This window comes from Nocardia sp. NPDC005825 (genome assembly GCF_040630175.1).
Lineage (GTDB): Bacteria > Actinomycetota > Actinomycetes > Mycobacteriales > Mycobacteriaceae > Nocardia.
The window spans coordinates 19,060-42,967 of record NZ_JBEXXC010000001.1 but is presented as its reverse complement, the minus strand read 5'-3'; the positions used below and the strand labels follow the sequence as shown (position 1 = coordinate 42,967).

Genomic DNA, 23,908 nt, shown 5'->3' with positions numbered 1-23,908 from the left:
TACGTGCGCGGGATCGGGGCCCGACCCGCCGGTGCTGCCTTCACCGGCGGGAGATTCCCTGCCCGGGGTAGTACTGGCTGTTTCTTCGCTCGCCGATCACGATCGGTTACAGAATTCACAGCAAAATTCTGGAATTCCGGCAATACGGACAAAATAAATGCGGCACTCCGTCCGAGACGGAGTGCCGCATTCGCCCACCACCGGGCGGTCACCGATGTGCTTGTCGTCAGGTGCGTTTCGCATACTGGGCCGCACCGGCCCAATCGAGCATCACGCACGGCTCGTCGCCCAGGACCCAGGCGTCGTGACCGGCCGGGCAGAACAGGTAGTCACCGGGGCCGATCTCGGATTCCACGCCGTCGTCCATCCGGATCCGCAGCCGGCCCGAGATGCAGTAGCCGACGTGCATGGCCTGACAGGTGTCGGTGCCCGCGATCGGCTTGACGTGGGTGGACCAGCGCCAGCCCGGTTCGAAGACCGCGCGGCCGAGCGCGCCGAACGGCGTCTCGATCAGGTCCATCCGGCCCATTCCCGCCTCGAAGGGGCGGGTTTCGTCCGGAGTGTCGAGGCTGCGCACGACCATATTGCGGCCCTGGCCGTCGGCCATATTGTCCTCGCGCAGCAGATCCAGGTTGTGGAAGACCGCGGGGCCGTCGCACAGTGCGGCGATCTCCTCGGCGAAGCGGGTGGTCTCGGGCAGGTCGGAGTTCTTCATCGCCTCTTCGTAGGAGGGGAACTCGACCATCTGCATATAGGTGTTCGGGTGATCGCGATCCTTGGCCTCGAGACCGCGGACAGCTGTGCGCTTGCCCGCCGTCGCGGTGAGCCACGCGTCGAGTTTCTCGTTGAACTCATCGATGTGAGTGGTCGTGAACTCGATCGTCTGAACGAACTTGGTCATTGTGGGCACTCCTTCGAAAAGGGCACCCCGCCGAGAACATTACTCTCGGATCGCCAGGCGAATTGGCAATTTTGTGGCAATCACCAGATTTCCCAGTCCGGGCCCCGCACCGAGGTCAGGGGGTAGATTGTGTGTATCCCGAAGTTACTCACAAGTAGGAGGCGATGATGCCGGTGCCGGCTGCCGCGGTGTTCGAACGGCTGCGCTCGTTCGCGGCCGTGGATACCACGCAGGACCACGCGACCCGAGCGATCACCGAGGTGTTCACCGGTGACACCCTGGGCGAGGTGCCGGTCGGCACCGCCGCCGATGTCGCCACCGCCATCGCCAAAGCCCGCGCCGCGCAGGCGGACTGGGCCGGGCGCACCCCCAAACAGCGGGCCGAGGTGCTGGACCGCTACCGCGCGCTGGTGATCGAGAACCGCGAATACCTGATGGACGTCATCCAGGCCGAGACCGGCAAGGCACGCTGGGCGGCGCAGGAGGAGGTGATGGGCCTGTTCCTCGCGGCCCGCTACTTCTCCCGGGTCGCGCCGAAACTACTGGCCGCCCAGAGCGTGCCGGGCGCGTTCCCGGTCCTGAACCGGGCCTCGGTACGCCCGGTGCCCAAGGGCGTCGTCGGGGTGATCGCACCCTGGAACTACCCGATGCTGCTCGCGGTCGGCGACTCGATTCCGGCACTGCTGGCCGGGAACGCGGTGGTGGTCAAGCCCGACAGCCAGACCCCGTACTCGGCGCTGGCCAATGCCGAGCTGTTCGCCCGGGCCGGGCTGCCCGCGGATCTGTTCGCCGTGGTCACCGGTCCCGGCACGGTGGTCGGCACGGCCATCGTCGACGACTGCGACTATCTGATGTTCACCGGCTCCTCCGCCACCGGCCGCACCCTGGCCGAGCAGTGCGGCCGCCGCCTCATCGGCTTCTCCGCCGAACTCGGCGGCAAGAACCCGATGATCATCACGCGCGGCGCCGACCTGGACAAGGCCGCCAAGGCCGCGGTGCGCGCCTGCTTCTCCAACGCGGGCCAGCTGTGCATCTCCATCGAGCGCATGTACGTCGAGCGCGCGGTCGCCGAGCAGTTCACCGAGAAGTTCACCGCCGCGGTCCGGGCCGCGAAACTCGGTGCGGCGTACGACTTCTCGAAGGACATCGGCAGCCTGATCTCCGAATCGCAGCTGGAGACGGTCACCAAGCACGTCGCCGACGCGGTCTCCAAGGGCGCGAAGGTGCTCGCGGGCGGCAACCCCCGCCCCGACCTGGGCCCGCTGTTCTTCGAGCCGACGGTGCTGTCCGAGGTCACCGACGCCATGGAGTGCGGCCGCAACGAAACCTTCGGCCCCCTGGTCTCCATCTACCCGGTGGACTCGGTCGACGAGGCCATCGCCCGGGCCAACGACACCGAGTACGGTCTCAATGCCAGCGTCTGGGCGGGCAGCAAGGCCGAGGGCGAGCGCATCGCCGAGCAATTGCACGCCGGCACAGTCAATGTCGACGAGGGCTACGCCCCCGCCTGGGGCTCCACCGGCGCCCCCATGGGCGGCATGGGCATCTCCGGCGTCGGCCGCCGCCACGGCCCCGACGGCCTCCTGAAGTTCACCGAACCCCAGTCCATCGTGGTCACCCGCTTCCTGAACCTGGACGCCCCGCCCTTCGTCCCCCAGGACACGTGGCAGCCCTTCCTCATGACAATCGCCCGCAGCCTCCGCTTCCTCCCCGGCCGCTGACCCGGGAACCACAGGGCTACAACAGGTTGTACGGTGGCGCGGCCGACCCGGAGAAACCGGCCGCGCCACCCTCCTTCATCCGGCCAGTTCGTTGCCGCGGAGCGGGGCGGGAGCCGCTTCCAGCACCGCTGTCTCGGCATCGGTGAACAGGCGTGACCGGATGACGAATCGGACGCCCTCGGGCGCTTCGAGGGAGAAGCCGCCGCCGCGGCCGGGGACCACGTCGACGGTGAGGTGGGTGTGGCGCCAATATTCGAACTGGTCGGCGCTCATCCAGAACGACGTGTCCGGGAAGACGCGGCCGAGTAGTACATCGGCCGCGCCCACCCGGAATTCGCCCAGGGGGTAGCACATCGGGGAGCTGCCGTCGCAGCAGCCGCCCGACTGATGGAACATCACCGGGCCGTTGTGGTCGATGAGCCGTTGCAGCACCTCCGCCGCGGCCTCGGTGATGGTCACCCGGGATACCGGACCCGCCGTCATATCGCCCCCCGGTTCAGAAGAATCCGAGTTTCTTCGGGGAATAGGACACGAGCAGGTTTTTCGTCTGCTGGTAGTGGTCGAGCATCATGCGATGGTTCTCGCGGCCGATGCCGGACTTCTTGTAGCCACCGAAGGCCGCGTGCGCGGGATAGGCGTGGTAGCAGTTCGTCCACACCCGACCGGCTTTCAATGCCCGGCCCACCCGGTAGGCGATGCCGCCGTCGCGGCTCCACACGCCGGCGCCGAGGCCGTAGAGCGTGTCGTTGGCGATGGTTACCGCTTCGACCTCGTTGTCGAAGCGGGCCACCGCTACCACCGGTCCGAAGATCTCTTCCTGGAAGATCCGCATGTCATTGCGGCCCTCGAAGATCGTCGGCTCGATGTAGTACCCATTGGGGAAACCCTCCACCTTGCGCATCTCGCCGCCGGTGAGCACTTTCGCGCCCTCCTGACGGCCGATATCGATGTAGGAGAGGATCTTCTCGTACTGGTCGTTGCTGGCCTGCGCGCCGATCATGGTCGCGTCGTCGAGCGGATTGCCGCCCTTGATGGCCTTGGTCCGCTCGATGCAGCGGGCCATGAACTCGTCGTAGATCGACGAATGGATGAGCGCCCGGGACGGGCAGGTGCACACTTCGCCCTGGTTCAGCGCGAACATCACGAAACCCTCGACGGCCTTGTCGAGGAAGTCGTCGTCGGCCGAAAGCACGTCGGGGAAGAAGATATTGGGGCTCTTGCCGCCCAGCTCCAGGGTCACCGGGATGATGTTCTCGCTGGCGTACTGCATGATCAGCCGCCCGGTGGTGGTCTCGCCGGTGAAGGCGACCTTGGCCACGCGCGGGCTCGACGCCAGCGGCTTGCCCGCCTCCACGCCGAAACCGTTGACCACGTTGACGACTCCGGGCGGCAGCAGGTCCGCGATGAGCTCGATCACCAGCAGCAACGATGCGGGCGTCTGCTCGGCGGGCTTGATGACGACGCAGTTGCCGGCGGCCAGCGCGGGCGCCAGCTTCCAGGCGGCCATCAGGATCGGGAAGTTCCACGGGATGATCTGCCCGACCACGCCGAGGGGTTCCTGGAAGTGATAGGCGACGGTGTCGGCGTCGATCTGGGAGAGGTGGCCCTCCTGCGCTCGGACCGCGCCGGCGAAGTAGCGGAAGTGGTCGACCGTCAAAGGCAGGTCGGCGGCGAGGGTTTCGCGGACCGGCTTGCCGTTCTCCCAGGTTTCGGCGACGGCGAGGCGCTCCAGGTTCGCCTCGATCCGGTCGGCGATCTTGTTGAGGATGTTGGCACGCTCCGTCACCGAGGTGGCACCCCAGGATTCGGCCGCCCGGTGCGCGGCTTCCAGGGCCATGTCGATGTCCGCCGCGCTGGAACGCGCTACTTCACAAAAGGTCTCGCCGTCGATCGGGGAGGGATTCTCGAAGTATCGGCCCTCGATCGGCGCTTTCCACTCACCACCGATGAAGTTGTCATAGCGGCGGTTGAAGCTGACGATGCTGCCTTCTGTGCCTGGTTTGGCGAAGATCATGGCGCGGCTCCTGATCGCATTATCTGCGGTGACGGGGGCCACTATGAACCGCGAAGGTTGGCGGGTGGTTGGCGCCGGGTTGGCGGAACGTTGCCGCGTCTGTACCTGCGGAATCAGCTGCGGTACCGGACATTTCGGATGCGAGACACGCTGTGCAACCTTGCACTCGATGCGGTGCCGCTAGCGCAGCGCGGTGTGCAGACGCGCGGTCGCCAGCGCGCGGCGGCTGTCGCCGTGGGGGAGCAGGCGCAGGGCGTGCTCGTGGATCTCGATGTCGTCGGGGCAGCGCTGGCCGAAACGCAGGGCGTGCTCGGGATTGTGGTCGGCCAGCACGGCCGTGCGCAGGCAGACGTCGAGGTGCTCGCGCCACTGCACGATGCCCGGGACATCCGAATCCGGCAGCAGTGGACCGCGATACAGCCGCACCGCCGTGGTCAGGTCGCCCGCCTCGAGCGCGGCCAGCAGTTCGACAGCGTCGCAGGCGAGGGGTTCGGTGAGCATGTAGCGGCGGTCGGCGATGCGGCCGTCGGTGGCGGCGCGCAGCCGGGAGACGTCGGATTTGAGCGTGCTCGACGACACCGACCGGTCGCCATAGATGGCCTCGTGCAAGCGTTCCGGGGTGAAGCCCTCGGGTTCGAGCGCCAGCAGGGTCAGGATCTCGAGCTGCCGCGGCCGCATCGGCACCTGGCGGCCCTGCTGATACAGCCGGGGGACACCCAGCGCTTCGAGGCGGGGCGTGGCCACGGGGCGTCGCTGTTCGGCGTGCACTCGGGATTCGATGGCGGTCACCAGGGCTCGGACGGTGGTGAGGATCAGCGGATGCGAGCGGTCCCAGTACGTCGACAGATCGAGCACGCCCAATTGGCGGCCGTCGGCAGCGCGGATCGGCGCGCAGTAGCAGACCCAGCCGTGCAGCGCCTCGACCAGATGCTCGGCGGCCCACACCTGGGAGGGTCGACCACTGTGCAGGGACAGCGCGATGCCGCTGGTCCCCATATAGGGCTCGTCCCAGCAGCCGCCGGGGGCGAGGTTCACCGATTCGGCCCGCCGCCGCACCGACCGGTCGCCGCAACTGAAGAGCACGGTCCCGGCCTCGTCGGTGACCACCGCGATCATGCCCGAGTCCTCGGTCAGCGCACGCAGCTCGCCCGCCATCTCGGTGACCGGGGTGCGCAGCGGAGATTCGGCCCAGCGCGAACCCAGTTCGTCGCGGTCGGTCCCCGGGGCCACGGCCCGCGTCGGATCCACCGTGCGCAGCGACCGCTCCCACGACGCGGCCACCTCGCCGCGCAACGCCACCTGGGCGCCGGGCGGATGGCCCGGGGTGGACGTGGTCCAGCGCTCCCAGGCCTTCTCCAACTCCGCACGCTGATGCGACGCGGCGGGCAGCTGTGTCATGGCGCAAACTCCTCGCGGTGCCTCCGGACCGAGCGATATCCCATGATGGCGCGCGGTCGCACCGCGCGGGCCGCATTCGCCGCAGTCCGCGGAGTAAATCGTCCGGCGTCGCTTCGCAGCCTTCGCCGGTGGCGGCCCACCGGGTTCGAAGTGCCGTTCCCTAGGCATGACGCCAATGGGGAAACGGACTCCACCAGGAGGTTCAGCTGGCGGGCGGCACCGCGTCCGCGGCCACGAACATGTAGCTCTTCTCCTCGACGCGCTGCTTGATCCGCCACTCGCCGTCGACCCGCACGAAGGTGTCGTGGTACCAGAGGCCGCACAGCATCAGCCGGCGTTCGCCGTCGGCGGCGCCGACCATCATCGGGTTGTGGCACATGGTCCGCGCGGTGGCGTTGTCGCCTTCGACGCGGATGGAGGAATTGCTGATCATGTGTTGGAACGCCGAGAAGTTCGGCATGACCGTGGCGAGGAACTTCTTGGTGGATTCCACGTCACCGGCCGGGCCGCCCATGGCGGTGTAATCGATGTGGGCGTCCGGGGTGAAGATCTCGTCCAGCATGTCCCACTGGTGGGTGTCCACGGCGTGGGAATAGCGGACCATGAGGTCCTCTATTTCCATGCGATCCGAAATCTCCTGCAGGGACAACATGCTGCCTCCGGGTATGGCCGATAACTCTTCAGGGACGGTGGGCCACCGTACGCCCAGGGTCGTCGTTGATCTTGCCATTTCCGAAAGACGAGGGGATGCAATTGATCTCGTTCACGGTCGCGACGCACATCGGCCACTCACGGCACCCAGGTCAGGCCACGGGGTCCCCGATCCGGTAATCCTTGACCGCAATGGTCCGCGCCACCTTCTGCGGGGCGCCGCCGATCAGTCCGCGCCAGGGCAGGTAGGGGAGCAGGCGCACGTTCAGATTGCGGAACGCGATCATCGCCTTGCTGTTCGGGGCGTACCAGCCGCCCACGCCCTCGGCGAATTTCTGACAGGCGTCCACCATCGGCCGCAGCTCCGCCTCGTAGCGGGCGAAGGCGACCCGGTGATCGCCCGCGGCCGCGGCCAATTCACCGGCCAGTACATACGCTCCGACCAGCGACAGGTCCGCGCCCTGGCCCGACAGCGGGGACGCGCAGTATCCGGCGTCCCCGACCAGCGCGATCCGGCCCTTCGACCACCGGTCCATGCGGATCTGCGCCATGGCGTCGAAGTAGAAGTCCTGGGCGTTCGGCAGTTCCGCGAGCAGGCGCGGCACTTCCCAGCTCTGGTCGGCGAAGGTCTCGGTGAGAATGCGCCGTTGGGCGTCGGTGTCGCGGTAGTCGTAGTCGAGGGGATCGGACGCCCACGCGAAAATCGCTTTGGCCTCGGTGTTCTCACGGGCACTGTAGGAGCCCGCGATCTTGCCGGGCGTGTTGTGGTCCAGTTCCCAGTGATCCAGATTCAGCAGGTTCGGGGTCGTGAAGATCGAAATGTAGTAGCCCATGTGGCGGAGAAATTCCGATTCCGGGCCGAAAACCAGTTTGCGGGTGTGGGAATGGACGCCGTCCGCGCCGATGACCAGATCGAACGTGCGGGCGGGGGAGTGCTCGAACGTCACGTGCACGCCTGATTCGTCCTCACGCAACGCGGCGATGGAGTCGCCGAACAGGTATTCCACATTCTCACGGGTCGCCTCGTAGAGAACCTCGGCCAGATCGCCGCGCTGAATCTCGGTGTCGCCATGGGCCCCGACCCCGTTGAACACCTCGCTGGAGATGGAGGCGCGAGCCTTCCCTTCGGAGTCGACATACGAGGTTCCGCGCTTACCCGTGCTGCGCGCGTGGACCTGCTCGAGCAGACCCATGCGCCGGACCACCTCGGTGGCGCTGCCCAGGACATCGATGGCCTGGCCGCCCGGACGCAGGGCCGGCGCCTTCTCGACCACGGTCGGTTCGAATCCGTAGCGCCGCAGCCAGAACGCGAGGGCGGGCCCCGCGATGCTCGCGCCGGAGATCAGGACGTTCTTGGTGCTCATCTGCCGCATGTCTCGACCATAGATCCGATTTGGGCAAATGCGCAAGACGTTTGTCTCAGGCGATTGCGCTAGAGTGTGGGCATGGGAAACCGTGAGGATCTGCTCGCCGGTGCGCGACAGTGCCTGTTCGACAAGGGCTATGCCCGGACCACCGTGCGCGACATCGCCACCGCTTCGGGGGTGAGCATGGCGGCCATCGGCTACCACTTCGGATCCAAGGAAGCGCTGCTCACGGCCGCGCTGGCCGAGGCCACCGAGGAGTGGGGAGATCGGTTGGCGCGGACGGTGACGGCGGCGGACCCGAGTCCGGATCCTCTGCGGCGCTTCGCCTCCCACTGGGATGCCATTCGCGAATCGGTGACGGCCGATCGCGGGCTCTGGGCCGCGACCTTCGACGCGCTCTCGCATCCGGAGACCCGGGCCCAGCTGGCGGAGCGGACGGAGGACGCTCGGACGGGACTGGCCCGATTGTTCGAGGGCGACGCGGGGGACGATGCCGGACGGTCGGTCGGCGCGCTGTACCAGGCACTGCTCATCGGGATCGCCGCGCAATCGCTGATCGACGGCGAGACCGCGCCCAGCGGAAGCGAACTCGCGGAGGGGCTGCGGCGGATCACCGGGGTTCGCGACGCCACGCCCGAGTAGCTGAACGGATCGTGGGAGGGCCGCGCGAGGTCAGGCGGCCCGCAGATTCCTAATGACTGGGATTCCAGATGCGAGTGCAAACGTCCGAAATGCCGTTATCGTTACGATGTCCTCAGGTAATCAGTTGGGGGGTAGGCAGTTTCGTATGGAAGCTCTCGAAGTCTTCATGCCGTTCGACCCGGCGGGGCTCAATCCCGCGGAGCCGCAGGCGGAAGCGGGAATGTGGGCCTGGCTGGAAGCCTACTCACTGGTGCCGACCGAGCCCACTCGACGGCGCATGGAACGGACCCGACCGGCCCGTATGTACGCGCTGTGGTGCCCGCGCGCGGGCGTCGAGGAGCTCACGCTGCTGAGCCAGTACACCGCGTGGGCCTTCATCGTGGACGACCAGTTCGATATCGAAATCCCCGAGCCGCAGCGGTGTTTGGCGGCGATCCTCGCCATCGAAGCCGTACTGGACGGTGTCGACAAGCCGTCCGGCGTGCTCGCGATCGCGTTCGCCGAACTGTGGGAACGGCTGTGCCACGGCCGGTCCCCGGCGTGGCGGGAGAGCGTGCGCGGCGAGATCCGGGACTGGCTGTGGACCTATTACGCCGAGAGCGTGGGACGGCTCTCCGGCAATCTCCCCGACCTCGAGGACTACCGCGCACATCGGCGAGACGGCGTGGCGCTGTTCGTGTTCCTCGATATCAGCGAGCGCGCCGAGGGCGTCGACCTGAGTCCGGCGACCCGGCATCTGCCCGCCATGCGTAGTCTGCGCGCCGCGGCCGTCGAGCACATGGGCCTGTTCAACGACGTGCTGTCGGTCGCCTCCGATGAGGCGTCCGGCTATCTGTACAACTCGGTGCTGCTGGCGCAGTATCACCACGGCCACGATCGAGCTCAGGCCCGGCAACTGGTGAACGGCATGCTGTCCGAGTGCGTGGCGCGCATGACCGACGCGGTCGAACGCCTGCCCACCGAACTCGACGACGCCGGCATCACCGGCCGCGAACGCGCCGACGCCCTCGCCACCGCCGCGAATTACACCGTCTACGTGCGCGCCAACCACGACTACCACTACCAGGCCGCCCGCTACACCAGCGCGCCCGCCGAGGCGCTCGAACACGGGTTGCCGCTGACCTGACCACGCCCAACCGCGCACCGTTGCCGAACTGAAATTCGCAGGCAACCCCCGGGTTTCAGTTTCCGATGGGACTATGGGGTTCTTCTGAGCATTGCTACCCAGCTGCCACCGGGTGGCTGCGGTAACCGTGTCCGAGAGAGCGGGGCCGATTATGCGAGCGTCGAAACCGATCCGTTTCACCGTGGGAGCGCACGGGGAGGGCAAGCGCCGGTGGGGGCTGTCCCGCCCGGCCGTGGCCGCCCACGCCGGGCACGACGAATCCCGTGCCCGGGCAGCCGAATCCATAACGCGGCCACTCGACGCGACCGCGGAGCGAAGAGCCCGTAGACAATTGAGCGAGGCCAGAGCGGCCATAGACCCGGTGTTGCGGACCGCGGTCAGTGGCCTGACCGAGCCGCTGGACCTGATGGCCGGGTACCACTTCGGCTGGTGCGATCCCGAGGGAGCGGCCGTCACCGGGGTGCAGGGCAAGGCACTGCGCCCGGCGCTCACCTTCGCGGCCGCGACCGCGTGCGGCGGGGATCCGGGCAAGTCGGTGCACGCGGCGGCCGCGGTCGAACTGCTGCACAACTTCTCGCTGGTCCACGACGACGTGATGGACAGCGATGCCTTCCGCCACGGCCGTCCCACGGTGTGGCGGGTCTGGGGTGAGACCACCGCGACCCTGCTCGGCGACGCGCTGCAGGCGGTGGCGCTAGGCGCGCTGTGCGACGGCGTGCCGGAGACGGTCACCGCGGAGGCGGTCATCCGCTTGACCCGGGCCACGGTCGACCTGTGCCACGGGCAGTACGCGGACTGCGACTTCGAGACCCGGACCGCCGTCACCGTCGACGAGTACCTGGGCATGGCAGCCAGCAAGACCGGCGCGTTGCTCGGCTGCGCCTGCGCGCTGGGCGCGCTGTGCGCCGGGGCCGACGAGCGCGTGGTGGCGGCGATGCACACCTTCGGCGCGGAACTGGGCCTGGTCTTCCAGCTGGTCGACGACTTCATCGACATCTGGGGCGATCCCGAGGTCACCGGGAAACCCGCGCACAGCGATCTCATCCATCGCAAGCAGTCGTTCCCGGTGGTGTGCGCACTGGAATCGGGCACGGCCGCGGGGCGAGAGTTGGCTCGGCTCTACCGCACCCGCCATCCGTTGACCACGGCACGCGCGGCGCGCGCCGCGGAGCTGGTCGAGCGGGCGGGTGGCAAGCAGCGCACGCTGCGGCGGGCGTCGACGGCGCTGGAAGCGGCTTTCGCGGCATTGCCCGGTGATCTGGTGTCGGATGATCTGGCCGCATTGGCCCAGCTGGTCGCCCATCGCGATCATTGATCCGGAGTGGGGCCGTGCGGGCGGGGCCTGAAAAACAAAGTACGTGTAACCGGCGGTTACACGTACTTTGTTTTTTGGGAAATATCTGATGAGGTACGCCGACTGTATCAGAGCCATCGACAATGTGGTGATGGCGAAGCCTTGTCTGCTGTTGCAGCTGCGACCCGAGCAAGCGGCCTCCGACCAGGAGTATGAAGCGATCCTCGACGCGGGCGGTCTCGCGCCGGCGGAGGTGACCCGGGTCGAGATGAATCGCGGCATGCCCGATCTCGACCTCGACGACTACTGGGCCGTCATCGTCGGCGGTGGGCCCAGCAATATCAGCTACCCAGAGGACCGCAAGTACGACTACCAGCGGGCCTTCGAACCCGAACTGCGGAAGCTGCTCATCGAGGTGGTGCGCCGGGACTTCCCCTACCTGGGTGCCTGCTACGGGTTGGGCGCACTGGCCGATGCCCTCGGCGGGCAGGTCGGGCCCGGACGCTATGCCGAATCGCCCGGAGCGACCACCATCGAACTGACCGGCGACGCCGAGGACGATCCACTGCTGCGCGGCCTGCCGGACGCCTTCCGCGCCTTCGTCGGCCACAAGGAGTCCTGTCAGGACGTCCCGCCCGGCGCGACCCTGCTGGCCCGGTCCGCCGGCTGCCCGGTCCAGGCGGTGCGGGTCGGCGAGCACGTCTACGCCACCCAGTTCCACCCCGAACTCGACGGCCGCGGCCTGGCGCTGCGCATCGAAATCTACCGCCACGACGGCTATTTCGACCCCGCCGAGGCCGACTACCTCACCGAACTCGGCCACCGCGAGCACATCACCGTGCCCCAGGAGATCCTGCGCCGCTTCGTCGCCCGCTACCGGGAGTGAGCGGCGATCACCGCTGTTCCCGAACCCGGCAGCGGATCCGGCAGGGCACGGGCCCGACCGGGTGCAGTACGAGGTCGGTGGTGAGCGGGATTTCGCCCGGGGGAGTGGTGAATTCGAAGTCCCGGATGAGGATCGAGACCGCGATGCCGGCCTCGAGCATGGCGAAGCGTTCGCCGATACAGCCGCGTGGGCCGTGGCCGAAGGGCAGCCAGGCGAACTTGTGGCGGGCGGCGTCCTCGCCGGGAGCGAAGCGGTGCGGGTCGAACCGGAACGGGTCCGGCCACAGGTCGGCGCGGTGGTGGATGACCCAGGGAGCGATCGTGACATCGGAGTGTGCTGGGATGTGATAACCGCAGATCTCGCTGTCGCGCATGGCCACCCGGGAGAGGTAGGGCGCGGGCGGGTAGAGGCGGGCGGCCTCCTTCAACACCATGGTCGTCTCGTCGAGCGCGGCGATGTCGGCGCACGTGGGCGGTGACTGCGGGAGGTGCTCGTCGACTTCCCGGCGGACCCGATCCTGGGCCTGCGCGTCACGGCCCAGCAGGTACAGCGCGAAGGTGACCACGGTGGCGGTGGTGTCGTGGCCAGCGAACAGAAAGATCTTGATCTGGTCCCGGATCTCGCTGTCGGACAGCGCCTCCGAGCCGTCGCGCGCCGAAATCAGCCGGCCGATCAGGTCCTGGCCCGGGGTGGCGGCCGCACGCCGGGCGGCGATGATGTCGTCGCACACCTCGCGGATATCGGCCTGGGCGTGGGCGATCCGCCGGTTCGCGGGCGTCGGCCAGGTCAGCGGAGCCGGGAAGGGCACAGCGAATCGGCGTAGCGCGGCGCGGCCGAGGACCGGGAAGTCCGCTCGGACCACGGGCAGCATGCGCTCGGCGTCCGCACCGAACAGTGCCGCCGCGACGATGCGCAGGGTGAGCCGGACCATCTCCGCGTGCAGGTCGACCACCTCGTCATCGGGTCGTGCCCGCCACTCCGCGGCGACCGCCTCCACTTCGCGGGCCATGGCGGCGGAGTATCCGTCCACGCTGCGGGTGACGAACAGCGGCTGGACGAATCGCCGTTGCCGTAGCCACGTGTCGTCCTGACTGGTGAGCAGGCCGTCACCGTACAGCTCACGCAGCGGGCCGAAGAAACGGCTGTCCTTGCGATAGTCGCGGTAGGTGGCCGCGCTGAGGACCTTGGCGGCCCCATCAGGGTGGTTGACCACGTAGTATCTGCGCCGCGACCCGATCGACGGAAGGTCGTAGCGCACCACGTCCCCGTGCTGCTCGAACTTGCGCAAGCCCAGTCCGAGTGGGTCGCGCAGCATGTCCAGGGCAGATCCGAGCAACCACGAGCCCGCGGCCCGCGGTGGTTCGCGCAACTGGATATCGGTCATGTCGGCCCCCCGCCTTCCTCCGGTTCGTCTCCAGCAGAGCACGGAGTACAACGGCCGGGCATCATCCGAACGGATTAGGCCGAAACTCGGTGACACCGACAGCGAGGGAGCGTCAGACTCGATACATGGCGTACGAGCCAGCCGGGCTCGAGCCGTTCTCGGGCCTGGTCGCCTCCATCTACGGTTCCGCGGTCGAGCCGTCGACATGGCCTGTCACGCTGCGGGAGATGATCGGCGTCTTCGGCGCCTACGCGGCGGTCGTCGTGCAGGCACCGGGACCGGATCGCGAGATCGTCCAGGGGGTCGGGCTCGACCTCGGAGCCGCGGCGCGCTGGAACGATTACTACCGCACGTTGGATCCGGTCGCCGAGCTCGTCGAGCGCAGTCCTGCCGGGACGGTCGGCCGGGTGGTCGACGCGATCACGACGACCGAACGGTCCAAGAGCGAGTTCTTCGTCGACTGGGCCCGTCCCACCGGTGTCCGCGACGCGGTGTTCGCCCGCTTCTCCGAGCACTGCGACGGTCCGACCTGGCTGTGCCTGCCCTCGGAATCGACGCGTCGGTACAACGAGCCGTGGCCGACCGAGCTGATGCGACAACTGGTTCCGCATCTGCGGGCCGCGGCGGGGATCGAGCGCATGGTGTCCGAGCAGGCGCGGCAATTGCGGCTGACCACGGACATCCTCGAACAGCTCGATCGAGGCGGGCTGCTGATCGACCAGGACGGGTTCGTGCAGCACATGAATTCGGCCGCGCACGCGATCCTGACGCGTCGGGACGGGCTGTCGGTGGACGGGGTCGGCGAGCTCAGCGCCGCCGCACCGGGAACTCGGACGGCCTTACGGGCCCTGATCGCGCGGGCCTGCGGCCGGGACGACGCGGTACCCGCCGCCGGGAGCCTGCGTGTTCCCGGATCCGGGCCCGGGCAGTACTACGTCCTCCACGCGGTACCGATTCGACTGGGCGACTGTGCGTTTCGGTGCCCCCGGCTCGCGCTGATCACCATCGTGGACCCGGAGGACGCGTTGCGACGGTCTCCGGTGGAGAGCTGGCGGATGCTCTACAGTTTCACTCCGCGCGAGGCGGCCATCGCCGAAGGCGTGCTACGCGGGGAGGGGCTGCAGGCGGTGGCCGACACGCTGGCGGTCACGCTGCCCACGGTGCGGGTGCATCTGCAGCACATCTTCCAGAAGACCGGAACCCACCGTCAGGCCGAACTCACCCGGCTACTGCTCGCGACCGGACCGGTCTTCACAAGCCCTCGGGCCGTCGGCCGCGGGCGGTGACGGGTTGCGATCGCGGCGGTGACCAGGAGCGCCACGGTGAGCCAGATGTAGGCATTGTGAACGATGACCGCGAAATGGCCCGGGTCCGCCAGGCGCAGAACGCTTTCGGAGGGGAGGCCGAGGAACGGGAAGACGCCGCCCGAGCAGAGGAGGAAGATCGCGATCAGCGCCGCGGCGGTCAGCGGCGAACGGCGGCGAACGGTGAGGTCGGCCGCGCAGATCAGCAGGGGTGCGAGCCAGACCCAGTGGTGAATCCAGGTGTAGGGGGAGATGGCGGCGGCGGTCATGCCGCACAGGGTCAGGGCGGCGAGTTCCTGGCCGGTGGCGGAGAGGCGGCGGGCCACGACGAGACAGGTCAAGGCGGTGGCGAGGGCGGCTGCGGGCCAGAGCAATTGGGCCAGGCCGCCGGAGCCGAGGGAGCGGGCGAGCAGGCCGCGCAGCGATTCGTTGTCGGGGTTGCCGGGGACGCCGACGCGGGCCGGGTCGGCGAAGGCGCCGCTCCAGAAGGTGAGGGAGTCCTTCGGCATGACGGCCAGACCGATTGCCAGGGTGGCGGCGCAGGCGCCCGCCGCGGCGGCGGCCGCGCGGAAGCGACCGGTCACCAGCAGGTAGAGGATGAAGAAGGCGGGTGTGAGTTTGATTCCGGCGGCGATGCCGGTCAGCGCGCCTTTCCAGCGGGAGGAGTCGGGCAGCGTCATATCGGCCAGGACCAGCAGCAGGAGCAGCAGGTTGACCTGGCCGAGCCCGATGGTCTGGCGGGTCGGCTCACACCACAGCAGCACCGCCGTGGCGGCGGGGATGACGATCAGGAGTCGCCGGTCGCGGCGGAAACCCAGCAGCGACAAGGCGGCCCACACCGATCCGGCGAGCAGTGCCATATTGCCGAGCGCACCGGCCAGGGTGAGCGACGTACCGTGCAGCACCACCAGCGGCACGAACAACAGAGCCGCGAAGGGCGTGTAGACGAATTCCCATTCGCCGCGCGTATGCCCACGCAAGGGAGTGTCGTAGACCGAAACCCCGTGCACCACACGGTCGGCCGCGACCCGGTAGACGTCGAGATCGTCCAGCGGGAACATCGCGCGCGGCGGCAGCAGGGCCTGGCGCAGGTACCCGTAGACGGCCAGGACGCCCAGCGCTGCGATCAGCCACACCCAGGGCAACGGCACCGACCGCCCGGGTGGTGCGACCGGATTCACGGAGGCCGCGTCGCCCCTCGTCGGAACGGGCATGCGGGACTCCCACGGTGGTTCGGGCTGGCGTGTGCCCGAACCACCGTAGTGGCGATTCAGTTGTCGCGCAGGGCGATCAATCCCGGGATGACACCCAGATAGGCGGTGCCATCAGGGCCGATGCTGATTCCGGCGTAGTTGTTGTTGAAGCCGGGACCGGTGCCGGCGAGGTGCTTCCAGACCGTGGCCCCGGTCCGGAAGTCCAGCGCGGTGAGGTACCAGGGGTCGCTGGGTTCGGAACCCTTGGTGTAGCTGTAGATCAGACCGGTCGCCAGCGACAGCTTGGGGACGACGGTGGGGGCGGCCTCGGTGGTGTTGGCCCAGACCTGGTGGCAGCCCGCGCCGTCAGCGTCGATGTCGATGCGGGCGAAACCGGGAGTGGTGGTCTTTCCGAGCAGGGTGGCCTCGGGACTGGTGTACCCGTAGTTGTTCTCGACGATCAGCGAATTGCCCGCGCTGATCAACGAATTCTCGGTGTCACTCGCGCCCGCGCCGAACACGGGGACGGCGCACACCTGTCGCTGCGCGGCACCGGGTGCGGTGCGGTAGACGACGACGTTCATCGGATCGGCGTTGTCGGTGATGGCGACATAGCCGCCCGACAGGATGGTCGGCGTGGTGCCGGTGCCGTCGTCGACCTGGCCCGGTTTGCGCTGTCCGCTATTGGCGTAGGTGGTGCGCCAGGTGACGGCGGGCGCACCGTCGGGTCCCGAGTCGAAGCGGAGCAGTTCGCGGTTGGTGGCGATGTAGACGTCGCCGTCATTGCCCACCGCGAAGGAGTTCTCGATCTCGCCGTTCGCACCGTCGCCGAGGCGGATCACCTGCGCCGCACCGGTGTTCAGGTCCAGGGTGCCGACCACGCCGTTGGTGCGGGCCACGAACCACAGCAGCCCGTTGCTGTCGGGCAGCGCCGAATTGAAGGTCTCGCCGGGCCGCAGCAGTGCGGTCAGATCGTGGTCGTGCACGACGGTGAAGCCGTCACCGGCGCCGTTCACCGCGAAGACGCGGATGTGGCCGTCGCGGGAGGCGACCACGGCGCGATCCTGATCGTCGAGGTAGAAGTACGCGCCGCCGGTGAAGTTGCCGAACGCGCCCGGCCGCAGGAAGGCGCCCGGGTCACCGGGAAGTGGGCTGCGGCCCAGCACATTCAGGGTGACCGGGTCGAGCAGGTACAGCGCGGGCGACGGCCCGATACAGGTCGTGATGATCCGACCGGCGTGATCGAAGGTGAGCGATCCGCACTCGCCGCCGATGACCGCCGACACCACGCGAATGTCGTGGCCGAGCGGTCCGGGGCGGGTGGTGGTGTTGCTCATCCAGCCGTCGTCGTGGATGCCGGAGCTGCCGTTGGGCGCCAGGTAGGGGTGCTGCGGAACCGGCTGCAGACCGGTGATCGGTTGCGCGACGGCCGGATTGCCGAGGAACACCGGTGGTGCGCCGGGCACGGCCGGGACGGGCAGAGCGGCCGCGGTTCCGGCCACCGCGGCGAACAGGGTGGCGGCGGCGCCGATGACGCCGCCGCGATAGCTATCTCGCACCGATGCCGTCCCGGAGGAAGTCGGCGAGCTGCTCCCCGAAGGGTTTCGCGGTCTGGGTGAAGTAATCGTTCCATCCGTCCTGCTGGGCCTGCTGCAGGTAGGAGGGTAGCGGCTGCTGCAGTTCGGTCCGCACGGCCTCGTCGTGCAGTCGGCTCATGGTGTCGCGCAGGGCGCCGCCGATGGCCGCGGTGTTGTCGAGTTCGAGCCGGCCGTCGGGGGTGGAGTAGTCGTAGAGCTCGTACTCCTCCTGCTGCGCCGGGTCGATGCGTGACGTGCCCGCGGCCCAGTGCGAGTAGCGGACGAATTTGGCGTCGGCGGTGCGCAGCGCGATCACGTGTCCCGGTGCGTCACCGTTGAATCGGACCGCGGCCTCCTCGATGGAGTGCTCGTCGGTGGTGTGCAGGATCCACGGCCGTCCGGGCGCGCGCGGATCGCGTGCGACGGCGGCGATGTCGTGACGCCCGGCCAGGTGCGCGTAGCGGTCGTCGGAACGCCAGCCCGCGCCGCCGGTGCCGATGGTCAGCAGCAGGGCTGCCAGGTCGACGCTGGAGGTGAGTTGGTCGCGCACCCCGGGGGACGGGGTCAGCAGCCCGCGCGGGTCGTGAATGTAGAGCGGTACCCGGAGGGCCTCGTCGTACGCCCCGCCGCCCTTGCCGTGCAGGCCGTGGGAGCCCGCGTAGTCGCCGTGGTCGGAGGTGAAGACCACCACCGTGTTCGCGGCGACCTCGGGCCGGGACTCGACCGCGGCGATCGCGCGGCCGATCTGGATGTCCACCTGCTGCTGGAACCACAGGTAGAGGTTGCGCAGGTCGATCCACTCCTGGTCGGCGCCCGGCGTGCCGTAGGGGGCCAGGCCGAAGGTCGCCGCCGACACCTCGACCAGCGCCATCTGCAGTCGCGGCTTACGGGAGAGCTGGTCGAGGGTCTCGAAATTTCCGGGCAGGTCGTTGATCCAGCGTGGAATGTTGTTGTTGGCCAACGTACGTCGCGTCCAGCGCGGCCACCATTGGATGTCGTGCGGATTGACCAGCGACACCGTCGTGCACCACGGGCCTTGCGCCGCATCGGTGTCGAGCCACTGGACGAATTCGTCGACGATGCGGCCGTCCATCTGCAGGCCCTGTTCGGGCGCGCCGTTGGGGGAGGGGTAGGTGCCGCCGTCGAATCCGTAGCGGTCCAGGCCCCCCGGGGTGGTGTCGGCGTAGTGGCCCAGATGCCATTTGCCCCACCAGGCGGTGCGGTAGCCCTGTTCGCGCAGCATCGAACCCCAGGTGGGGAAGCCCGCCGCCAGCTCGGACTGGGAGGTCGACAGGCAGCCGGTCTGGTGGGCGTACAGGCCCGTCACCAGGGCGCCGCGGGAGGGGGTGCAGTCGTTGGCGGCGGTGTAGTGCTGTTCGAACGAGACCGACTTGTTCCGCAGCGCGGCGATATTCGGCAGGATCGTGTCGAGGACGGACTGCTCGGGGAACCAGATCGGGGCCCGCATCTCGTCGACGATGACGACCAGGATGTTCGGCTTGCCCGGATCGTTGTCCCGGCGGTCGGGTTCCGCGACGGCCGGGCCCGCGACCGCGGCCGCGGCCGCGGTGGCGCCGGCCATGGCGCCGGTGCCGAAAAACCCTCTCCTGCTGATCATTCGATCGCTCCTGTGGTGGTGCCGGTGGCGGCGATGAACGCGCTCACCACGGCGGCGAGTTCGGGGCCGCGGTCCTCCTGGAGGAAGTGACCGGCGTCGGTGATGGTGGTGTGGGCCTGACCGGCAGCGCCGGGCACCTTCTCCTGGAAGGGCCGGTGACCGCCGGCGGTGATCGGGTCGCCGTCGGAGAAGGCGGTCAGTACCGGTTTCTCGAACCGCGCCAGCTGTTCCCACGCGGCCCGGTTGGCCGGTGCGGCCGGATCGTCGGGGCGGGTCGGGACCAGGAGCGGGAACGCTCGCGCGCCCGCCTTGAAGGTCTCGTCCGGGAAGGGCGCGTCGTAGGCGGCCACCACGTCGGGGGACAGGGTGGTGCGGCAGCCGCCCGCGATGATCCCGCCGACGGGGAAGGTCGGCGTCTCCTGGGAGAAGCGCTGCCAGGCGGCGAAGGCGTCGGTGAGTTTCGCGTCGCCGGTGGGCAATCCGGTGTTGGCGACCACCACGCGGGCGAACCGGTCGGAGTGTTCGGCGACCAGCCGCAGGCCGATGAGGCCGCCCCAGTCCTGGCAGACCAGCGTGATGCCGGTCAGGTCCAGGTGGTCGAACAGGGCCTCGCGGAGCCACTCGACGTGGCGGGCGTAGGTGTAGTCGGCGCGATCGGCGGGTTTGTCGCTGCGGCCGAAGCCGATGAGATCCGGTGCGATGCAACGCAATCCGGCTTTCACCAGCAGGGGGATCATGGTCCGGTACAGGAAGCTCCACGACGGCTCGCCGTGCAGCAGCAGGACGACGTCCCCGTCGCGGGGGCCCTCGTCGAGGTAGTGCAGCCGTAGCCGGGTCGCGCTGCCGTCCCCGGCGGCCACGTCGGCGTAGTGGGGTTCGAAGTCGTAGTCCGGCAGATCGGCGAACCGGTCGTCCGGTGTCCGGTGTGCGTGCATGCTGCGACCCTAAAACTATTTGCACGTGGAGTGCAACAATCAATTTTCCTGTGTAGGGTTGACCGTGATGGACGGACGTACCGCACGAGCAGCGAAGAACCGCCAGGCGGTTCTGGAGGCCGCCCTGGCGCTGATCGACGAGGGCAATCTGCAACCGACCGCGCAGGCGGTCGCCGAGCGGGCGGGCGTCGCCACACGGTCGGTGTACCACCACTTCCAGGACCTGGAGACGCTGTACCTCGACGCGGCGCAGACCCAGATCGCCCGGCATTGGATCGCACTCCTGGAACCGGTGACCGGCGACCTGGAGCAGCGCATGGAGACCCTCGTCGCCCTGCGCTCCGACCTGTTCGAGAACGTCACCAGCACCCGCCGGGCCGCGCTGCTGCGCGAACACGAATCCGTGGTCCTCTCCGAACGTTTGAACGAGAGCCGCGCGGCGCTACGCGCCCATCTGCGCACCAATCTGCCCGAACTCGACGCGCTGGAACCGGCCTCCCGCGAGGCCGTCTTCGCGATGTGTTCCTGGGAGACCTGGGACGTCCTGCGCCGCCATCAAGCCCTCCCGGTCGATGCCGCCCGCGCGGCCGTGACCGCGGTCCTGACCCGCATGCTCACCTGAGCCGTCAAGAAGGAACATCGCCATGGCCATCGTGCCCGACGCCGATCAGTTCACCCGCTTCACCGAAACCGCCGGCGAGGGGCCGATCGCAATGCTCAACCTCATCAAATTCCGGGATCGCGCCGAATACGCGAGCTATGGCGCAGCCGTGCTGGCCATGGTCGAGAAGCAGGGGGGCCGCCTGCTCTGGCACGGCGAACCCCAGCAGACGCTGATCGGCGACGCGGACTGGGACTATGTCGCCCTTGTCGAATACCCCAGTCGCCAAGCGTTTCTGGACATGGTGACGGCACCGGAATACGAGGAGATCCACCGGCACCGGGAGTCCGGCATCGACTACACGACCTTGATCGCGTGCCAGCCCTTCCCGACCCCGTGACCGGCACCCCGGGGCACGACTAGGCTCTTCCGGGTGCTGTTCCTCCGGGTGCTCGGCCCGATCGAGGTCGAGGTGGACGGTCGGCTCGCCGACATCGGCGGGCCCGTTCCCCGGCGGTTCCTCGCGGCCCTGTCGACCACGCTCGGCTCCGCGATGTCCGACGAAGCGCTCGGTGAGCTGATCTGGAGCGCCGATCGGCCGCAGCAGGTGGGCGGCGCGCTGCGGGTGGTGGCTTCACGGCTGCGGTCGGCATTCGGTCCGGCCGCCCGGGATCTCCTGCAGCGCAGCGTATCCGGGTATCGCCTGGACGTACCGCCGGAGTGGACCGACAGTGGGCGCTTCGCGGCATCGGTCACCGAAGGAGTCCGGGCGCTGGCGGCCGGTGAGACGGCGAGCGCCGAGCGGCTCCTGACGGACGGGCTGGCGTTGTGGCGCGGAGAACCGTGGCCTGAGCTGGATCATGCGCCCGCGTTGCCCGCCGAGCGGACGCGTCTCGCCGAGCTGCGCGATGTCGCGGTCGAAGAGTTGCAGGCGGCGCGGCTGGCCTGCGGGCAGACCGCGGCGGCAGTCGCGGAATTGAGCGAGGCGGTGACTCGAGCACCGTTCCGGGAACGGCGATGGGAGCTGCTGGCGCTGGGGCTGTATCGCAGCGGGCGGCAGGCGCAGGCGCTGGCCGAGCTACGGCGGGTGCGGGAACTACTGGTCGAGGAGCTCGGCGTCGAACCCGGGCCCGCGCTACGCCTGCTCGAGCAGCGGATGCTCGCGCACGATCCCGCACTGCTGGCCGCGACCACGGCACGTCCTCGGACACCGGTCGACGGCGTGGTTCGCGCTGTGCCGCAGCCCGTTTCGAGGCTGCTCACGTCTTTCGTCGGCCGTGACCGGGAACTACGGCTGCTGACCGAACTGATGGCGGAGCACCGCATGGTCAGCCTCATCGGGCCCGCCGGAGTCGGCAAGACCAGGCTGGCGGTCGAATACTGCGCAGCGCGGGACGCTGCGGACGACCGCTGGATCGTGCGGCTGGGCGATGTCCGCCGTGGCGATGCGGTCCCAATGGCGGTCGCATCCGCGCTCGGGCTCATCCATCACGCCGGAGACCCCGCCGCCTTGGTGCGGCGCGCGCTCACGGCGCGACCGGGGCTGCTGATGCTCGACAATTGCGAGCACCTGATCGAGCCCGTCGCCGAGCTGAGCGTGCTGCTGCTCGCCGGCTGCCCTGGATTGCGGATTCTCGCGACCAGCCGCCAGCCGTTGGGCATCGACGGTGAGCAGGTGCTGGCGGTCGAACCCCTGCCCGTGACCGGCCCGGACGGCACCGATGGCGACGCGGTGCAGCTGCTGATCGACCGGGTTCGGGCTGGACGATCGAATTGGCAACCGGCCGAGGATGATCGGGCGTGCGCGCGGGAGATCTGCGCGACCCTGGACGGGCTGCCACTGGCGATCGAATTGGCCGCCGCCCGGGAGCGTGCGTTCGGGCTGCGCGACATCGCCTCCCACATTCGCGATCGGCTCGACGTGCTCGGACCGACACCGCGGGGATCGCTTTCACCGCATGCGGGACTCGAAGCCGCCATCGGATGGAGCGTCGAGCATCTCGCGGACGCCGATCGCGCGATGCTGTTGCGGCTGTGGCCGTTCGAGGGCGGATTCACCTGGCAGGCCGCCGAGGCGGTCCGGCCCGCGGCCGCCGGAACCGCGGTGCTAGCCACCGTGGCGTCGCTGCTGGATCGGTCGGTCATCAGCGCGGACACCACCACCACCGGCCCGACCCGCTATCGGATGCTCGAGACCATTCGCCGCTACTGCCGCGACATCGATCCCGATCCGCAGGCCAGTCGCGCCGCCCACGCCGCGTGGGTGCACGACTTCGTGACAGCGCAGGCCGCGATGCTGACCGGGCACGGCGCCGGGCCCGCCTACCGCGCCTTGGCGGGGGAGCTGCCCAACATTCGCACCGGCATCGACCACGACCTCGATCACGATCCCGTGCGCGCGCTGCGGTCCACTGCCGCACTGCAATTCGCGTGGACGACCCTCGGGGTGCTGGCGGACGGTCGCCACCGGCTGCGGACAGCATTGGACCGCGCCGCACCGGCGGACCGCATGGATCGGGCGCGCGGGCTGGCCGCCCTGTCCATCGTGTCGTTCCACGCCGGGGATCCCGCCGAGGCGCTCGCGCACGCGAACGCCGCCCTGGATCTCCTGACCGCCCCGGAGTCCGAGCGTGATCTGGTATTGCACGCGTTGATGTTTCGGGCATTGGCGCTGACCGCGCTCGGCGACCCGAGAACCACCCGGGAGGCCGTCGACCGCCTGATCGCGGAGGTCGAGCGCTTGCCCACCCCCGAGTGGATTCGTGGCTGCGCGCAGTTCGGCCACGGCATCACCCTGCTGCTGGAGGGCGACGGGGCAGCGGCCCTCCGATGGCTGCGCGGTGCGCGGGAGCTCAGCGCCGACTGCGGTCACCTGTGGTGCGAGGGCATGGCCGACGTGGTGGTCGCTTGGTCGGTGCTCTCGCCGGGTGACGACAGGGACGCCGCCGCAGAGGCGCTGACCGCGCTCGACCGGGCCTTGGGCGTGTTCGCCGAGCAGTCGAACGTCTCCGATGCCCTCGGCGCGATCTACGCGGCCGCGCACGCGCTCATGGTGACCTCCGAACCCCGAGCGGCACTTCAGCTGCGGGCGGCCGCGCTGCACCACTCCGAGCGTGTCGGAGCCGACCCGCGCCGCTATGCGCAGTTCGCGCATCCGGCGTTGATCGAGCGGATGAACCGGCTGCTGCCCGAGGCGGACGCGGCGGCCGCCGAACAGGCCGGGAAGCGGATGAGCTGGACGGACATGGTCGATCTCGTCCACGATGCCGCCGGGAAGCCGTTGTAGCGGATTTGAA

20 protein-coding genes are annotated in these 23,908 nt (G+C 68.9%); 9 read left to right on the top strand and 11 right to left on the bottom strand.

From position 1 onward, the window contains the following. Positions 1 to 226 precede the first annotated feature (226 nt). Positions 227 to 901, bottom strand: a complete 675-nt coding sequence (locus ABZ382_RS00200; protein ID WP_357081724.1) for a cupin domain-containing protein — start codon at positions 899 to 901, stop codon at positions 227 to 229. Between the two features lie 167 nt (positions 902 to 1,068). Here ABZ382_RS00200 and ABZ382_RS00195 point away from each other — a divergent pair, with 167 nt between their 5' ends. Then, positions 1,069 to 2,622 carry a succinic semialdehyde dehydrogenase gene (locus tag ABZ382_RS00195; RefSeq protein WP_357081722.1) on the top strand — a complete coding sequence of 518 codons (1,554 nt, stop codon included), beginning with the start codon at positions 1,069 to 1,071 and terminating at the stop codon, positions 2,620 to 2,622. A gap of 75 nt (positions 2,623 to 2,697) precedes the next feature. On the opposite strand, the gene ABZ382_RS00190 is transcribed toward ABZ382_RS00195, so the two are convergent. From ABZ382_RS00190 to ABZ382_RS00170, 5 genes are all read right to left on the bottom strand, one after another. Next, positions 2,698 to 3,105, bottom strand: a complete 408-nt coding sequence (locus ABZ382_RS00190; protein ID WP_357081720.1) for a DUF779 domain-containing protein — start codon at positions 3,103 to 3,105, stop codon at positions 2,698 to 2,700. Positions 3,106 to 3,118: 13 nt separating this feature from the next. Further along, entirely contained in the window at positions 3,119 to 4,636 is a 1,518-nt protein-coding gene (locus ABZ382_RS00185; RefSeq protein WP_357081718.1) for an aldehyde dehydrogenase family protein, read from the bottom strand. A 180-nt stretch (positions 4,637 to 4,816) separates the two neighbouring features. After that, a complete protein-coding gene (locus ABZ382_RS00180) occupies positions 4,817 to 6,034 on the bottom strand; it encodes a transcriptional regulator (RefSeq protein WP_357081716.1) in 1,218 nt (405 codons plus the stop codon). Between the two features lie 202 nt (positions 6,035 to 6,236). After that, positions 6,237 to 6,686, bottom strand: coding sequence for a nuclear transport factor 2 family protein (locus ABZ382_RS00175; RefSeq protein ID WP_357081714.1), 450 nt, complete (start codon positions 6,684 to 6,686; stop codon positions 6,237 to 6,239). 151 nt (positions 6,687 to 6,837) lie between these two features. Then, positions 6,838 to 8,058, bottom strand: a complete 1,221-nt coding sequence (locus ABZ382_RS00170) for an FAD-dependent monooxygenase (RefSeq protein WP_357081712.1) — start codon at positions 8,056 to 8,058, stop codon at positions 6,838 to 6,840. Between the two features lie 72 nt (positions 8,059 to 8,130). Between ABZ382_RS00170 and ABZ382_RS00165 the strand changes: the two genes are divergently transcribed. From ABZ382_RS00165 to ABZ382_RS00150, 4 genes are all read left to right on the top strand, one after another. Then, positions 8,131 to 8,694: a helix-turn-helix domain-containing protein gene (locus tag ABZ382_RS00165; protein WP_357081710.1), complete on the top strand. Its 564-nt coding sequence runs from the start codon at positions 8,131 to 8,133 to the stop codon at positions 8,692 to 8,694. Positions 8,695 to 8,839: 145 nt separating this feature from the next. Further along, a complete protein-coding gene (locus ABZ382_RS00160; protein ID WP_357081708.1) occupies positions 8,840 to 9,820 on the top strand; it encodes a terpene synthase family protein in 981 nt (326 codons plus the stop codon). A gap of 331 nt (positions 9,821 to 10,151) precedes the next feature. Further along, positions 10,152 to 11,135 (top strand): polyprenyl synthetase family protein, encoded by a 984-nt coding sequence (locus tag ABZ382_RS00155; protein WP_357081706.1) that lies wholly within the window; start codon positions 10,152 to 10,154, stop codon positions 11,133 to 11,135. Between the two features lie 130 nt (positions 11,136 to 11,265). Then, positions 11,266 to 12,000: a glutamine amidotransferase gene (locus ABZ382_RS00150; protein WP_357081704.1), complete on the top strand. Its 735-nt coding sequence runs from the start codon at positions 11,266 to 11,268 to the stop codon at positions 11,998 to 12,000. Positions 12,001 to 12,007: 7 nt separating this feature from the next. Here the strand turns inward: ABZ382_RS00150 and ABZ382_RS00145 are convergent, their stop codons facing one another. Next, positions 12,008 to 13,384, bottom strand: coding sequence for a cytochrome P450 (locus ABZ382_RS00145; protein ID WP_357081702.1), 1,377 nt, complete (start codon positions 13,382 to 13,384; stop codon positions 12,008 to 12,010). 125 nt (positions 13,385 to 13,509) lie between these two features. Here ABZ382_RS00145 and ABZ382_RS00140 point away from each other — a divergent pair, with 125 nt between their 5' ends. Continuing rightward, a complete protein-coding gene (locus tag ABZ382_RS00140) occupies positions 13,510 to 14,670 on the top strand; it encodes a helix-turn-helix transcriptional regulator (protein ID WP_357081699.1) in 1,161 nt (386 codons plus the stop codon). Here the strand turns inward: ABZ382_RS00140 and ABZ382_RS00135 are convergent. The 4 genes from ABZ382_RS00135 to ABZ382_RS00120 are packed head-to-tail and all read right to left on the bottom strand — an operon-like array spanning position 14,592 to position 20,011. Next, a complete protein-coding gene (locus ABZ382_RS00135) occupies positions 14,592 to 15,902 on the bottom strand; it encodes a glycosyltransferase 87 family protein (protein WP_357081697.1) in 1,311 nt (436 codons plus the stop codon). The genes ABZ382_RS00140 and ABZ382_RS00135 overlap by 79 nt on opposite strands. Positions 15,903 to 15,958: 56 nt before the next feature. After that, the gene (locus tag ABZ382_RS00130; RefSeq protein WP_357081695.1) at positions 15,959 to 17,440 is read right to left on the bottom strand and encodes a hypothetical protein; all 1,482 of its coding nucleotides are present in this window, start codon (positions 17,438 to 17,440) and stop codon (positions 15,959 to 15,961) included. Beyond that, positions 17,430 to 19,076 (bottom strand): sulfatase-like hydrolase/transferase, encoded by a 1,647-nt coding sequence (locus ABZ382_RS00125; protein WP_357081693.1) that lies wholly within the window; start codon positions 19,074 to 19,076, stop codon positions 17,430 to 17,432. The genes ABZ382_RS00130 and ABZ382_RS00125 overlap by 11 nt, the downstream gene beginning before the upstream one ends. Continuing rightward, positions 19,073 to 20,011 carry a haloalkane dehalogenase gene (locus tag ABZ382_RS00120; protein ID WP_357081691.1) on the bottom strand — a complete coding sequence of 313 codons (939 nt, stop codon included), beginning with the start codon at positions 20,009 to 20,011 and terminating at the stop codon, positions 19,073 to 19,075. The genes ABZ382_RS00125 and ABZ382_RS00120 overlap by 4 nt, the downstream gene beginning before the upstream one ends. Before the next feature lie 67 nt (positions 20,012 to 20,078). Here ABZ382_RS00120 and ABZ382_RS00115 point away from each other — a divergent pair, with 67 nt between their 5' ends. Genes ABZ382_RS00115 through ABZ382_RS00105 form a run of 3 tightly spaced genes read left to right on the top strand, consistent with a single transcriptional unit; the run spans position 20,079 to position 23,898 of the window. Then, positions 20,079 to 20,633, top strand: coding sequence for a helix-turn-helix domain-containing protein (locus ABZ382_RS00115; RefSeq protein WP_357081689.1), 555 nt, complete (start codon positions 20,079 to 20,081; stop codon positions 20,631 to 20,633). Between the two features lie 22 nt (positions 20,634 to 20,655). Continuing rightward, positions 20,656 to 21,012: a DUF1330 domain-containing protein gene (locus ABZ382_RS00110; protein ID WP_357081687.1), complete on the top strand. Its 357-nt coding sequence runs from the start codon at positions 20,656 to 20,658 to the stop codon at positions 21,010 to 21,012. Between the two features lie 33 nt (positions 21,013 to 21,045). After that, a complete protein-coding gene (locus ABZ382_RS00105) occupies positions 21,046 to 23,898 on the top strand; it encodes a BTAD domain-containing putative transcriptional regulator (protein WP_357081686.1) in 2,853 nt (950 codons plus the stop codon). The last annotated feature ends 10 nt before the right edge of the window (positions 23,899 to 23,908 follow it).